Source organism: Hyphomicrobiales bacterium, assembly GCA_016125495.1.
Taxonomy (GTDB): domain Bacteria; phylum Pseudomonadota; class Alphaproteobacteria; order Rhizobiales; family RI-29; genus RI-29.
Map to the genome: position 1 here is coordinate 203,287 of WGLQ01000008.1, position 12,953 is coordinate 216,239.

Consider the following 12,953-nt stretch of genomic DNA (forward strand, 5'->3'; position numbering starts at 1 on the left):
GTCCTACGCCAGCATCCGCACCGGATCCTCGATGTAGGCCTTGAAGGCACCGAGCAGTTCGGCACCGAGCGCGCCATCGACCACACGGTGATCGCACGAGAGCGTGCAGCTCATCATGGTTGCAACCTTGGGCTGGCCACCGACCGCGATGATCCGCTCCTCGCCCGCCCCGACCGCGAGGATCGTCGCATGCGGCGGGTTGATGACGGCATCGAAGCGCTTGATGCCGAACATGCCGAGGTTCGAGATCGAGGTCGTTCCGCCCTGGTACTCGTGCGGCTTCAGCTTGCGGTCGCGGGCGCGGCCCGCGAGGTCCTTCATCTCGTTGGAAATCTCCGAAAGGGACTTCAAATCGGCGTGACGGATGAGCGGCGTGAAGAGCCCGCCCTCGACCGCAACCGCCACCCCGACGTCGGCGCGCGTGTGCCGCAGCATGCCTTTTTCCGTCCACGTCGCGTTGGCATCCGGCACCGCCTTGAGCGCGAGCCCCATCGCCTTGATGATGAAATCGTTGACCGAGAGCTTGAAGCGCCCGTTCGCCCCGTCGTTCATGCGCTTGCGCGCAGCCAACAACTCGTCCAGCCGGCATTCGATCGAGAGATAGAAATGCGGGATGGTGAGCTTGGCCTCGGTGAGGCGCCGGGCGATCGTCTTCCTCATGTTGTCGTGCGGCACGACCTCGAAGCTGCCGGCCTCATAGAGCGCCATCACCTTGTCGTCGGCCATCGGCGCGATGGTGGCAAGGAGACCCGAGGCGGTGGCTCCACTGGCGACCGCCGGGGCGGGAGCGGAAGCCGCGGCCGTCGCGCCACCCGGAACGGTCGCTACCGCAGACGCCGTCGCGGCGGGGCTCCTTGCCGCTCCCGATGCGAGCGCTGCCTCGACGTCCCGCTTGACGATGCGCCCGTGCGGTCCGCTGCCCATGACGGCCGAGATCGCGATGCCGCCCGCCTCGGCGAGCCGCCTCGCGAGGGGAGATGAAAAAACGCGCGAGCCGTTTCCGGTGGCGGCTGCGCGCCCGCTCCGGGGCTCGGCCGGTGCTGGTGCCGAAGGCGCCGCCGGTGCTTTCGCTGGCGCGGGGCTGGCAGCTTGCGAAGGCGCTCCAGCCTTGGCGGTGGATGCGGATGCGGGTTTGGCTCCGGCCTCCTCGTCCTCGCCGAGCAGGAGGGCGATCTCGGTATTCACTTTCACCCCCTCGGTGCCCGCCGCAACCAGGATGCGCGCGACGGTCCCTTCGTCGACCGCCTCGACCTCCATGGTCGCCTTGTCGGTCTCGATCTCGGCGATGACGTCGCCCGAGCGCACCTTGTCGCCTTCCTTGACCAGCCACTTGGCGAGCGTTCCCTCCTCCATGGTAGGCGAGAGCGCGGGCATGAGTATCGGTGTCGGCATGGCCTTGGTCCTCAATCGGTGCGGCCCGGCCCGGCCGGCGCGCCCTCGGGCGCGGCCTGCGGATCGGGAAGGGAAACGAACTCGTCGGGCGGAGAGGAAGAGACTGCGCGGGTCGACGCCGGGACGTCGGGACTGCCTTCTAATTTTCTCTCCTGATCAGCCATCTGCCGGGGTCCTCAGCACTCGTGCCGCGCCTCAAACGTAAAGCACCGCCTTGGCGGCCGCGACCACCTTGGCCGCGCTCGGCAACGCCAGCTTCTCGAGGTTGGCGGCATAGGGCATCGGCACGTCGGCACCGGTCACGCGGGTCGGCGGCGCATCGAGGTGGTCGAACGCCAGCTCCGTCACCCGTTGGCAGACCTCCGTGCCGACCGAGCAGACCGGCCAGCCTTCATCGACCGTCACCAAGCGGTTGGTGCGCCGAACACTTTCGATCACCGTCGCGATGTCCAGCGGGCGCAGCGTCCTCAGATCGATGACCTCGGCCTCGATCCCCTCGCCGGCCAGCGTCTCGGCCGCTTCGAGCGCATAGACCATGCCACGCGAATAGGCGACGATGGTCACCGCATCGCCCGCCCGCGCGATCCGCGCCTTGCCGATCGGCACCAGCCAGTCGTCGACCTGCGGCACCTCGAAGGACTGGCCATAGAGCAACTCGTTCTCGAGGAACACGATCGGGTTGGGATCGCGGATCGACGACTTCAAGAGCCCTTTGGCGTCGGCGGCCGTATAGGGTGCGACGACTTTGAGCCCCGGCACGCTGGCATACCAGGATGAATAGTCCTGGCTGTGCTGGGCGGCCACCCGACTTGCCGCCCCGTTCGGCCCGCGAAACACGATCGGGCAACCCATCTGACCGCCAGACATGTAGAGTGTCTTGGCGGCCGAGTTGATGATGTGGTCGATCGCCTGCATGGCGAAGTTGAAGGTCATGAACTCGACGATGGGCTTCAGGCCGGCGAAGGCCGCGCCGGTACCGACGCCGGCAAAGCCGTACTCCGTGATCGGCGTATCGATCACGCGGCGCGCGCCGAATTCCTCGAGCAGACCCTGTGTCACCTTGTAGGCGCCCTGATACTCCGCCACCTCCTCGCCCATCACGAACACATCACCGTCGCGACGCATCTCCTCTGCCATGGCATCGCGCAGGGCCTCGCGAACGGTCATGGTGCGCATCACCGTGCCGCTGGCGAGGGCCGGCTCGGCGGCGGCCGGCACGACAGGTTCCGGCGCGTGCGCGATCCGTACTTCGGCTTCCTTGCCCATCGACGACACGGTCGCTGCGATCTCGAGCGTCTTGTCGGTTGCGGCAGGGGGCGCTTTGGCGGCGACCGCGGCCGGCGCACTACCCGGCACCGGAGAACGGACCCCGCCACCCATCACCTCGCCGTCCCCGAGAATGATCGCGATCGGCGTGTTGACTTTGACGCCCTCAGTGCCCGCTGCAACGAGCAATTTGCCGACACGCCCCTCGTCGACCGCCTCGACCTCCATGGTCGCCTTGTCAGTTTCGATCTCGGCGATCACGTCGCCCGCGCGGATGCTATCGCCCTCGCGCACCAGCCACTTGGAAAGCGTTCCCTCCTCCATGGTCGGAGAGAGCGCGGGCATCAGAATCTCTGTCGCCATGTTGGTCGTGTCCTCCGGACTCCGCACGGGCGGAGACGAATGGGCTGAAGGGTTCGGGGCGGCCGCTCAGGCCTCGATCAGTACGTCCGTCCAAAGCTCGCTCGGATCCGGCTCGGGGTCGGCCTGTGCGAAATCGGCCGAGGCGTTCACGATGACGCGGATCTCCTTGTCGATCTCCTTGAGTTCGTCCTCCGACACGCCGTGCTTGCCGATGAGTCGGTTGCGCACGCGCTCGATCGGATCCTGCTCCTCGCGCACCTTGTTGACCTCGTCGCGCGTACGGTATTTTGCCGGATCGGACATCGAGTGGCCGCGATAGCGGTAGGTCATCATCTCGAGCACGTAGGGCCCCTTGCCTTCGCGCGCGTGCCGCACGGCAATCTCACCCGCGGCCTTGACGGCGCGCACATCCATGCCGTCGACCTGCATGCCCTGGATGCCGAAGGCGGCGCCACGCGCCACCAGCTGCTCGGACTTGGCGGCCGCCCGTTTGACGGCCGTGCCCATCGCATAGCGGTTGTTCTCGATGACGAAGATCACCGGCAGGCTCCAGAGCGAGGCCATGTTGAAGCTCTCGTAGACCTGGCCCTGGTTGGCGGCGCCGTCGCCGAAGTAGGTGACGGCCACCTTGCCGTTGCCGCGATAGCGGTTGGCGAAGGCGAGGCCGGCCCCGAGCGGCACCTGGGCGGCGACGATTCCGTGACCGCCGTAGAAGGCCTTCTCCTTGGAGAACATGTGCATGGAGCCACCCTTGCCCTTGGAGTAGCCGCCGCGCCGCCCTGTCAACTCGGCCATGACGCCGTTGGCACTCATGCCGGTTGCCAGCATGTGCCCGTGATCGCGGTAGCCGGTGATCACCTGATCGCCTTCCTCGAGCGCCATCTGCATGCCGACGACGACCGCCTCCTGGCCGATGTAGAGGTGGCAGAAGCCGCCGATGAAGCCCATGCCGTAGAGCTGGCCGGCCTTTTCCTCGAAGCGTCGGATGAGCAGAATGTCGCGGTAGGCCGCCAGTTCCTCGGCGCGCGTCAGCTCGGCGAGCGGCCCGCCAGTGGCGGGGAGTTCACCGGCGCCATGGGTTGCGACTGCGGTGCGGGGGGCTTCGTCTGGGGACGACGCGGGCATGACCACTCCTGAGCAAACGAAAGGGGGTGGCCCAGAAAATGCACGCTTCTGGAAGGCTGGCAAGCCCGACCGACCGCTCAATTGCTCGTGTTGGTTGCCTCGGGTAGCAACGGGCCTTCGCCGGGCGCCGGACGGATGACCAACCCGTTCGCCGGAGCCAGCCGGAGGATGCGGCGGGCCTGCTCGCCGAGCATGTCGGGGTCGATGCCTTCCGGGCGCAGCAGGGCCACATCGCGGCTCAACGTCCGGCGCACGGCCTCGAGCTCATCCAGCTCGCGCTCGAGACGCCTGGCCTCGTGCTGGAGCTGGATGCGACGCTCGAAACCGTGCCTGCCGTGAACGGCATGGTAGGCGAAATAGCCGATCAGCCCGATACAGCAAAGCGAGACCAGGAAATGCCAGGACTGATGTCTTTCGCCCATGATGATGTGACGCGCGACTATCCGATTGCTTCGCCGGGCGTTGCGCCCGACCCCCTCTCGATAGCACCGGTCCGGTTAAGCCGAGGTAAAGCGCTGGCCCGCTACGGCGCATAATTTGCCGCTGCGGTGAGATTGCACAGTGTTCGCAAGACGATCTCGGTCCGCGGACCCAACCGCACCCCTCACGTGCAGACGAATCTCAGGTCGTGGAACCGCGCGCGGAACACCGCGACGTCCTTTGCGACGGCGCCCGGATCGTTGTCCCTGAGACCGCGCGCGACGAGCCTCGCGAGTGCCGGCATCTCGGCTGGCCCCATGCCCCAGCGCACGATCTCGGGCGTCCCCAGCCTCAGCCCATTGAGGTCGCCCGCGACCGGCGCGATCGGCAGCCCTATACCGCAGGCGAGCAGACCCGCCTCCCGCAGCCTGCGCGAGGCCGCCTGGCCGCCGCCGAAGGCCGCCGCCTCGATGGCCAGCTGGTGCGAGGTCGTCGCCGCACTGCCGCCCGGCCGATGGACAGGGAGCCCCTCGGCCTCGAGCGCCTCGGCGAGCGCCGCCGCCGTCGCCACCATCGTCCGCGCATAGTCCGCCCCGTGCACGCGCCAGTCGATCAGCGCCATCGCGAGCGCCGCGACCCGGCCGGCATCGAAATTGGCGGTCAGCCCCGGATAGGCGATGGCATCGAGTCGCTCGGCGAGCGCGGCGTCATTGGTGACTATCAGTCCGCCCGCCGGCCCGCCGACGCTCTTGTAGGTGCTCATCGTCATGAGGTGGGCGCCAGCCGCAAGCGGATCGGGCCAGGCGCGACCGGCGATCATGCCGCAGAGGTGGGCCGCATCGAAGAGGAGGTGGGCACCGACCCGATCCGCGATGGCCCGGATCTCGGAAACAGGGTGCGGCGCGAGATTGAGGCTGCCGCCGATCGTGATGAGGCGCGGGCGCACCTTGCCGGCGAGCGCCGCAAGAGCGGGAACGTCGACCGTATAACCATCCGCGCGCACGGGGGCGGCATGGATGGTGAGCCCATAGAGCCCGGCAGCGCCCGCGCCATGGTGCGTCACGTGCCCGCCGATCTCGGCAGGCGGGGCGATGATGACGTCGCCCGGCTTCGTCGTCGCCATGAAGGCATAGAGGTTGGCGAGTGCGCCCGAGGCGACCCGGACCTCGGCGAAACGGGCGGAAAAGACCTCGGCCGCGAGCGCCGCCGCGATCACCTCGATCTCTTCGATCGCCTCGAGGCCCATTTCGTATTTGGCGCCCGCATGGCCGAGCGAGGGGCGCGAGCCGAGCCCGGCCGAGAGCAGCGCCTCGGCGCGCGGGTTCATGACGTTGGTTGCGGGATTGAGGTTGATACAGTCGGCCTCGTGGATGGTCCGGTTGCGGCGGGCGAGCGCTTCGATGTGTCCGGCGAGGCTGGCGGACGGTGCGGCGGCGGTCGCCTCGGCAATGCGCGCCTCCAGCGCCTGGGAAACGTCAGGGATCCAGGGGCGGCGGTCGAGGTGGGTCATGGGGGATGCCTTGTGCCGGGAGCGCGTCCGAGGCGGGAAGGTGCGCGGTTGCAGCGCGCCCGCAACGGCAACCTAACCCGCCCGGGCGCCGGGGGCTAGGCGGGGTGGGGCGGGACTACGGCGGATGGAAAAGAGCGGTTGGTCGATGACGACCATCCACCGCTCGGGGGCTGGCGAGCGGTTTGCTCGAAGGGTGCGTGATGTCCCCAACGGCGGGCAATTCCGTCTCACCGGAGGGGCATTCCTATGTCGGCCAGACGAGCAGGATCATGGGCACGCCGACCAGCAAGACGATCACCTCCAGCGGCAGACCCAGCTGCCAATAGTCTCCGAATCGGAAACCACCCGGACCGAGGATCAGCGTATTGTTCTGGTGCCCGATCGGGGTGAGGAAGGCACACGAAGCGCCGACCGCCACGGCCATCAGGAACGAGTCCGCATTCACGCCGAGCTGCGCCGCGGCGCCGAGCGCGATCGGACACATCACCGCCGCTGTCGCGGCATTGTTCATGAAGTCCGACAGGATCATGGTCACGACGAGGATCAGCACCAGCGCAACGATGGCCGACTCGCCGGCAATGCCGCTGAGCAGCGCTTTCGCCATGACGTCGGCGGCGCCGGTCGATGCCATGGCTCCGGCAACCGGGATGAGCGCCGCCAGCAAGACGATCACCGACCAGTCGATGGCATCATAGAGGCGGCGCGCGGGCAGCACGCCGACCACCACGGTGGCCAGCACACCGGCTGCGAACGCGATGGCAGCCGGCACGAGTCCGAAGGCCGCTCCGCCAACGGTGGCGACCATGATGGTCGCGGCCCACAGGGCCTTCCTGCGATCAGGAATTCTCAGTGGTCTCTGGGCCAGCGGCACGCAGCCGAAGCGATTGGCGAATTCGATGATGGCGTCCGGCGTCCCTTGCATCAGGAGAACATCCCCATCCGCGATCGGAACGGAGCGCAACCGTGCCCCCGCGCGATGCCCCTCGCGGGCGATGGCCAGGAGGTTGATGCCGAAGCGCGTGCGCAAACGAACGTCGCTCGCCGAACGGCCGACGAGGTCGCTGCGCGGGCGGACCGCCAACTCCATCAAGACGACGTCGTCGGACTGGAGCGCCGCCAGCGGATTTGCGGCTCCCACCTTGCCAGCGGCTTTCTGGTCGCCCGCCGCCCCACTTGCCTCATCTCGATCGCGCACATCCGCCTCGAGCTTCAATTCCATGCTCGAAAGCGCCTTTGTCAGCGCCTCCGGCTCGGCCTCGATGATCAAGATGTCGCCGGCCCTCACCTCACGAAAGGGGCTCGGTGCCGGAATGCGCCGCTCGTTGCGGATCAGGCCGACGACCTGTGCGTCGGCATCGTTCAGCGTTATCTCGATCTCTCGCAGTGTCCTGCCGGCGGCCTTGGACGTCTCGGGTACCCGGGCTTCCGTCAGATAGGCTCCGGTCTCGAAACTATCGGCCCCTTTGCGCCGCCGGGTCGGAACGATCCGCCAGCCGATCAGCGCCAGGAAGAGGAGGCCGATGACGAGCACGGGTACCCCGACAGGCGCGAAATCGAACATGGAGAAGCTCTGGCCGGTGCTTTGCGCGCGAAATCCGGACACGATGAGATTGGGTGGCGTCCCGATCAGCGTCGTCATGCCGCCGAGGATGGAGCCGAACGCAAGGGGCATCAAAGTCTTGCCCGGCGGCAGGTCGAGCCGATCCGCGACCTGCAAGGCGACCGGCATCAACAGCGCCAGCGCACCGACGTTGTTCATGAAGCCGGAGAGGACAGCGGCAAAACCGGTGAGAGCCGCGATCGAGACAGTGGGCCCCGCCGCACTCGGCAGAATGGCCCGCGTCAGGCCGTCGACCACGCCCGTCGCCAGCAAGACGCCGCTCAGAACGAGCACACAGGCAACCGTGATGACAGCAGGATGACCAAAGCCCGAAAATGCGGCCCCGCTCGGTACGACGCCCGTCGCCACACACGCGAGCAGGGCCGCCAGGGCCACGACGTCGTGTCGCAACCGCCCCCAAACGAACATGGCGACCGCCGCCGCGAGCACGGCGACAATGGTCATCTGATCTTGGGTCATGAGTGCGTGGCCTTCCCGGTCATTCACAATCCAAGAGGTCAGGCAAACGGTTGGGCGTCAAGATTCTCGCCCTGTGGGATCGCCTGGTCGATCGAGCCGACACGCCCTCGCACACGTGCGTCACGATCGCGTGTGCGCGGCCGGCCGGGCAACGCGTCGCCCTCTTCGTGTTCCATTCGTCATGTCGAGCGACGAAAGCGAGAGGGAGCCCCGCCATGCGAGCCGGATCACATTGGACTGGACGATCGGACTTCGGCCGCTTGCGCTTGGCGCTGGCCGGCGGCTTGACCGCCATGTGTCTCGTTGCGACCGCGATCGCGGCCGAGGTCGGCGTCTCGGCGAGCAATGCCCGCCTCGAGACGACCCCCGGCAATGCCGGCGAGGCCCGCATCTTCCTCACCATTACCAACGCGACCGGGGCCGCCGACCGCCTCGTCGGTGCGGAATTGGACGCCAAACTGGGCGAGGGCGCGGCAGTCGCGATCGCCCCCGCCGTGGCGGCCGACGGAGCCGCCGAGGCCACCGCGACCGCCCCTGACGGGATCGACATTCCCGCCGGCACGAGCCTCGAACTCAGGCCCGCGACGGCCCATCTCATCGCAACCGGCTTCAGCACCCCGACCGAGGCGAGCGGCGAAATCGCACTCACCTTGCGCTTCGAGCAGGCGGGTGAAATCGTGGTGACGGCACTCGTAACGCAGGCATCGACGACGGCCTCGGCCGCGCCGACCGCCGCGACCGTGGCGACGCCCTCCACCCCGCCACGCAAGACGACGCGCGCCCGCCGCGCCGAGAAGGCCGAGGCCCCGGCCCGCCGGAAGAAGCGCGCCAATCGGGGCAGCCACTGAGCCGCCAGGGCACGCCCGGCCGATAGGCTACTAGCCCGGCCGGGCTCCGCCATCCCCGCGCCCAATGGCCCCCCTCAAACCCCCGCCTTGATCGCCGCGCGGCCGGGGTAGGCGGCCATCTCGCCGAGGTCCTCCTCGATGCGGATAAGCTGGTTGTACTTGGCGAGCCGGTCCGAGCGCGAGAGCGAGCCGGTCTTGATCTGGCCAGCGTTGGTCGCCACCGCGAGGTCGGCGATCGTGGCATCCTCGGTTTCGCCCGAGCGGTGCGAGATCACCGAACGCATGCCCGCCCGGTGCGCCATCTCGATCGTCTCGAGGGTCTCGGTCAGCGAGCCGATCTGATTGACCTTGACGAGGATGGCGTTGCCGGCCTTGCGCTCGAGGCCGATGGCGAGGCGCTCGGTGTTGGTGACGAAGAGGTCGTCGCCGACGAGCTGGCAGCGCCCGCCGATCGCCGCCGTCAGCTTCGTCCAGCCGTCCCAGTCGTCCTCGCTCATGCCGTCCTCGATCGAGACGATCGGATAGCGCGAAACGAGGTCGGCCCAGTAGGCGACCATTTCGTCGGGCGTCAGCACCTTGCCCTCGCCGGCAAGGTTGTATTTGCCATTCGAATAGAACTCCGTTGCCGCCGCATCGAGCGCCAGCACGATGTCTTCGCCGGGCCGATAGCCGGCCGCCTCGATCGCCCCCATGATGAAACCGAGCGCCTCGCTGGTGGAGGCGAGATTCGGCGCAAAGCCGCCTTCGTCGCCGACGTTGGTGTTGTGGCCAGCCGCCTTCAGCGCCTTCTTGAGGTGCTGGAAGACCTCCGCGCCCATGCGGATCGCCTCGCGGCAGTTCGCCGCGCCGACCGGCATCACCATGAACTCTTGCACATCGATGGGGTTGTCGGCATGGGCGCCGCCGTTGACGATGTTCATCATCGGTACCGGCAGCACGTGCGCGCCAGCTCCGCCGAGATATCGATAGAGCGGAAGACCCGCCGCGTCCGCCGCCGCCTTGGCCGTCGCGAGCGAGACGCCGAGGATCGCATTGGCCCCGAGCCGGGCCTTGTTCGGTGTGCCGTCGAGCGCGATCATGGCATGGTCGATGCGCCGCTGGTCCTCGGCATCGAAGCCGGAGATGGTCTCGGCGATTTCGGTGTTGACGGCCTCGACGGCCTTCTCGACGCCCTTGCCGCCGTAGCGCGACCCGCCGTCGCGCAATTCGTGCGCCTCGTGCGCCCCGGTGGAGGCACCGGATGGCACCGCCGCGCGACCGAGTGAGCCATCCTCGAGGATGACATCGACCTCGACGGTCGGATTGCCCCGACTGTCGAGGATTTCCCGGGCGAGAATGTCGACGATGGCGGTCATGGCGGTCTCCTGGCTGGGTGGGCTCGCTGTTCGGGCATCGCCTAGCGCGAGTTGACCGCCATGGCCAGCCGGGTGAACGGGCGGTCCCCGCGACGTACCAGCCGTCGGACCGTGGCGCAGAGCCGACACCCCCTTCCACCCTGCGACATTCAGCGGCATGGTCGAGGCCAGCCGCAGACCGCATGGAGTCAAGATTCGTGACCCTCTGCCTCGCCGACGTCCTTGCCGCCCGTGTCCGCATTGCGGGAACCGCCTTGCGCACACCGCTCATTCCCTCGCCCGCGCTGTCGCGGAGGGCTGGCGCCGAGGTGCTCTTGAAGCTGGAGACGACGCAGCCGACCGGCGCCTTCAAGTTACGCGGCGCGGCCAATGCGCTCGCCGCGCTCGGGCCGGACGTGGCGGGCGTCGCCTGCTCCTCCACCGGCAACCACGGCCGCGCTGTCGCTTACGCCGCCCGCGCGAAGGGATTGCGGGCCGCCGTTTTCATGTCGCGCCTCGTGCCGGCGACCAAAGTGGAGGGGATCCGCGCGCTCGGCGCCGAGGTCCACATCGTCGGCGAAAGCCAGGACGAGGCGCAAGTCGACTGCGAGCGCTTCTGCGCCAGCGAGGGCTTCATCGACGTCTCGCCGTTCGACGATGCCGACGTCATCGCCGGTCAGGGCACCATCGGCCTGGAGTTGCTCGAGGACCGCCCCGACCTCGAAACATTGGTCATCCCGCTCTCGGGGGGCGGCCTTGCCGGCGGCATCGCGCTCGCGGCCAAGGCGATCAAGCCGTCCATCCGCATCGTCGGCGTCACCATGGACAACGGTCCGGCCATGTACCACTCGATCCGCGCCGGTCATCCGGTCGAAGTGGTCGAGATGGCGAGCCTCGCCGACAGTCTCGGGGGCGGCATCGGCGCGGTCAATCAGCTGACGCTCGCGCTCTGCCGTGACCTCATCGACGAGACGGTTCTGGTCTCGGAGGAAGAAATTTACCGCGCCATGCAGGCGCTCTATTACGAGGATCGCCAGGTGGCCGAAGGCGGGGCCGCGGTCGGGGTCGCCGCGCTCCTTGCTGGGCGCGTCACACTCGGACCGGGGCCCGTCGGCGTCGTCGTTTCGGGTCGCAACGTCGACATGGCGCGCTTTACCCGCATCGTCACGGGCGCCGACGTCGTGCTCGGCGACCACATCATCGCGGGGCGTGCCTACGCGCCAGTCTGAGCGCCAAGGCGCATCGCCGCCTCAGGCGGTCGGCAGAGGCGAAAAATCCGTGTCCGTGTCGTAGTGGTCGATCCCCTCGGCCGACTTCAATGCCCCGACGACGACATAGGTGACGGGCGTCAGTGCCGCTTCGATGCCGACCTTGATGCAGTATTCGACCAGCATGATCGCCGGGATCAGCTCGTCCGGGATGAGGCCGGAGCCGAGAAAGGCGACGGGAAAGAAAATTAGCGTGTCGAAGCCCTGGCCGACCATGCTCGAGCCGATCGTCCGGGCATAGAGATGGCGGCCGGCCGTCGCGACTTTCATGCGCGCGAGCACGTAGGAATTGACGAGTTCGCCAACCGCATAGGCGAGCATCGAGGCGAGCACGATCCGCCAGGTGGTGCCGAAGACCTTCTCATAGGCGCCCTGGTCACCCCACTCGCCCGCCGGCGGAAGGGCGACGACCAGCCACGCCATGGCGAGTGCGAAGCCGAGCGCCGCGAACCCGAGCCAAATGACGCGGCGCGCCCTGGCAAAGCCGTAGACTTCCGTCAGCACGTCGCCGATCACGTAGGCGAGGGGGAAATAGAGGACGGCTGCCGAAAATGTGATGGTGCCGACCAGCGGAAGGCTCGCCTCGGTGATCTTGGCCGGACCGACGAGGTTGGAGGCGAGCAGCACGGCAACGAAGGCGACCGCGAGGACGTCGAGGTAGCGGGGCGCCTTGGCAGAACCGCTCATCGCGCGCCACCATCGCGGGCGATCGCGGCAAGCAGCGATCCCGTCGAGGCCAGTGCCGCAAATTCCTTGTCGAGGCTCGCGAGCGCCACGACGTGCACCGTATCGGCCGGAATGCGCTCGCCATTGAGGCCCTCGCGATCGAAGGCATAGCAGGCGTCGTGGGCGATGGTGACGGCAAAACCGAGATTGGCCGCCATCCTCGCCGTCGTGTTGACGCAGTGGTCACTCGATACGCCCGTCAAGACGAGGTCCATCTGTCCGGCGGTCCGCAGACGCTCCTCGAGCGTGGTGCCGATGAACGCCGAATTGACCGATTTCGTGATGACCGCCTCGCCAGCCCTCGGCTCCGCGAACGGCTCCAGCGCGAAACCGGGCTTGTGCGGCTCGAGCGGCGAGCCGGGCGTGACGCTGGCGTGGCGCACGTGCACCACGGGCCATCCTCGCTCGCGCCACGCCGAGAGCAAACAGGCCGCATTCTCCTCGGCGAGTGGGTTGTTGCGCCGGCCGTAATAGGAGGTTTCCCTGAGGCCCGTCTGCCAATCGACCAGCAACAGAGTGCTCGGCTTGGTCATCGCTCGCTCCACGACAATGGCCGGCGCCACGGTTCGCCGCGTGGTTTGCACCGATCATGGCGGCCAGACAAGCAGCTTCCTTGGCCCC

The 12,953-nt window shown here is 67.9% G+C and carries 11 protein-coding genes; 2 read left to right on the forward strand and 9 right to left on the reverse strand.

Annotated elements, in window-relative coordinates; translation table 11 throughout:
- Nucleotides 1-3: 3 nt before the first annotated feature.
- The 6 genes from GC150_08610 to GC150_08635 form a co-directional block, all read right to left on the reverse strand.
- Nucleotides 4-1,392, reverse strand: a complete 1,389-nt coding sequence (locus tag GC150_08610; protein MBI1384955.1) for a pyruvate dehydrogenase complex dihydrolipoamide acetyltransferase — start codon at nucleotides 1,390-1,392, stop codon at nucleotides 4-6.
- Nucleotides 1,393-1,587: 195 nt separating this feature from the next.
- The gene (locus GC150_08615; protein ID MBI1384956.1) at nucleotides 1,588-3,021 is read right to left on the reverse strand and encodes a pyruvate dehydrogenase complex E1 component subunit beta; all 1,434 of its coding nucleotides are present in this window, start codon (nucleotides 3,019-3,021) and stop codon (nucleotides 1,588-1,590) included.
- Between the two features lie 66 nt (nucleotides 3,022-3,087).
- Entirely contained in the window at nucleotides 3,088-4,146 is a 1,059-nt protein-coding gene (pdhA, locus tag GC150_08620; GenBank protein ID MBI1384957.1) for a pyruvate dehydrogenase (acetyl-transferring) E1 component subunit alpha, read from the reverse strand.
- Between the two features lie 77 nt (nucleotides 4,147-4,223).
- Entirely contained in the window at nucleotides 4,224-4,568 is a 345-nt protein-coding gene (locus tag GC150_08625; protein MBI1384958.1) for a septum formation initiator family protein, read from the reverse strand.
- 182 nt (nucleotides 4,569-4,750) lie between these two features.
- Nucleotides 4,751-6,076 (reverse strand): aminotransferase class I/II-fold pyridoxal phosphate-dependent enzyme, encoded by a 1,326-nt coding sequence (locus GC150_08630; protein ID MBI1384959.1) that lies wholly within the window; start codon nucleotides 6,074-6,076, stop codon nucleotides 4,751-4,753.
- Nucleotides 6,077-6,320: 244 nt separating this feature from the next.
- Nucleotides 6,321-8,156, reverse strand: a complete 1,836-nt coding sequence (locus GC150_08635; GenBank protein MBI1384960.1) for an SLC13 family permease — start codon at nucleotides 8,154-8,156, stop codon at nucleotides 6,321-6,323.
- Nucleotides 8,157-8,371: 215 nt separating this feature from the next.
- Between GC150_08635 and GC150_08640 the strand changes: the two genes are divergently transcribed.
- Nucleotides 8,372-9,004 (forward strand): copper chaperone PCu(A)C, encoded by a 633-nt coding sequence (locus GC150_08640; protein ID MBI1384961.1) that lies wholly within the window; start codon nucleotides 8,372-8,374, stop codon nucleotides 9,002-9,004.
- Between the two features lie 74 nt (nucleotides 9,005-9,078).
- Here the strand turns inward: GC150_08640 and GC150_08645 are convergent, their stop codons facing one another.
- Nucleotides 9,079-10,359, reverse strand: coding sequence for a phosphopyruvate hydratase (locus GC150_08645; protein ID MBI1384962.1), 1,281 nt, complete (start codon nucleotides 10,357-10,359; stop codon nucleotides 9,079-9,081).
- A 182-nt stretch (nucleotides 10,360-10,541) separates the two neighbouring features.
- Here GC150_08645 and eutB point away from each other — a divergent pair, with 182 nt between their 5' ends.
- The gene (gene eutB, locus GC150_08650; GenBank protein MBI1384963.1) at nucleotides 10,542-11,567 is read left to right on the forward strand and encodes a hydroxyectoine utilization dehydratase EutB; all 1,026 of its coding nucleotides are present in this window, start codon (nucleotides 10,542-10,544) and stop codon (nucleotides 11,565-11,567) included.
- Nucleotides 11,568-11,588: 21 nt separating this feature from the next.
- Here the strand turns inward: eutB and GC150_08655 are convergent, their stop codons facing one another.
- Both GC150_08655 and GC150_08660 read right to left on the reverse strand, forming a co-directional pair.
- Nucleotides 11,589-12,293 (reverse strand): queuosine precursor transporter, encoded by a 705-nt coding sequence (locus GC150_08655; protein ID MBI1384964.1) that lies wholly within the window; start codon nucleotides 12,291-12,293, stop codon nucleotides 11,589-11,591.
- Nucleotides 12,290-12,865: an isochorismatase family protein gene (locus GC150_08660; GenBank protein MBI1384965.1), complete on the reverse strand. Its 576-nt coding sequence runs from the start codon at nucleotides 12,863-12,865 to the stop codon at nucleotides 12,290-12,292. The genes GC150_08655 and GC150_08660 overlap by 4 nt, the downstream gene beginning before the upstream one ends.
- Between the last annotated feature and the right edge of the window lie 88 nt (nucleotides 12,866-12,953).

Coding starts and splice junctions, on each gene's coding strand:
- eutB (MBI1384963.1), top strand. CDS start 10,542: ATGGAGTCAAGATTCGTGACCCTCTGCCTCGCCGACGTCCTTGCCGCC.
- GC150_08660 (MBI1384965.1), bottom strand. CDS start 12,865: ATGACCAAGCCGAGCACTCTGTTGCTGGTCGATTGGCAGACGGGCCTC.
- GC150_08645 (MBI1384962.1), bottom strand. CDS start 10,359: ATGACCGCCATCGTCGACATTCTCGCCCGGGAAATCCTCGACAGTCGG.
- pdhA (MBI1384957.1), bottom strand. CDS start 4,146: ATGCCCGCGTCGTCCCCAGACGAAGCCCCCCGCACCGCAGTCGCAACC.
- GC150_08640 (MBI1384961.1), top strand. CDS start 8,372: ATGCGAGCCGGATCACATTGGACTGGACGATCGGACTTCGGCCGCTTG.
- GC150_08630 (MBI1384959.1), bottom strand. CDS start 6,076: ATGACCCACCTCGACCGCCGCCCCTGGATCCCTGACGTTTCCCAGGCG.
- GC150_08625 (MBI1384958.1), bottom strand. CDS start 4,568: ATGGGCGAAAGACATCAGTCCTGGCATTTCCTGGTCTCGCTTTGCTGT.
- GC150_08610 (MBI1384955.1), bottom strand. CDS start 1,392: ATGCCGACACCGATACTCATGCCCGCGCTCTCGCCTACCATGGAGGAG.
- GC150_08635 (MBI1384960.1), bottom strand. CDS start 8,156: ATGACCCAAGATCAGATGACCATTGTCGCCGTGCTCGCGGCGGCGGTC.
- GC150_08615 (MBI1384956.1), bottom strand. CDS start 3,021: ATGGCGACAGAGATTCTGATGCCCGCGCTCTCTCCGACCATGGAGGAG.
- GC150_08655 (MBI1384964.1), bottom strand. CDS start 12,293: ATGAGCGGTTCTGCCAAGGCGCCCCGCTACCTCGACGTCCTCGCGGTC.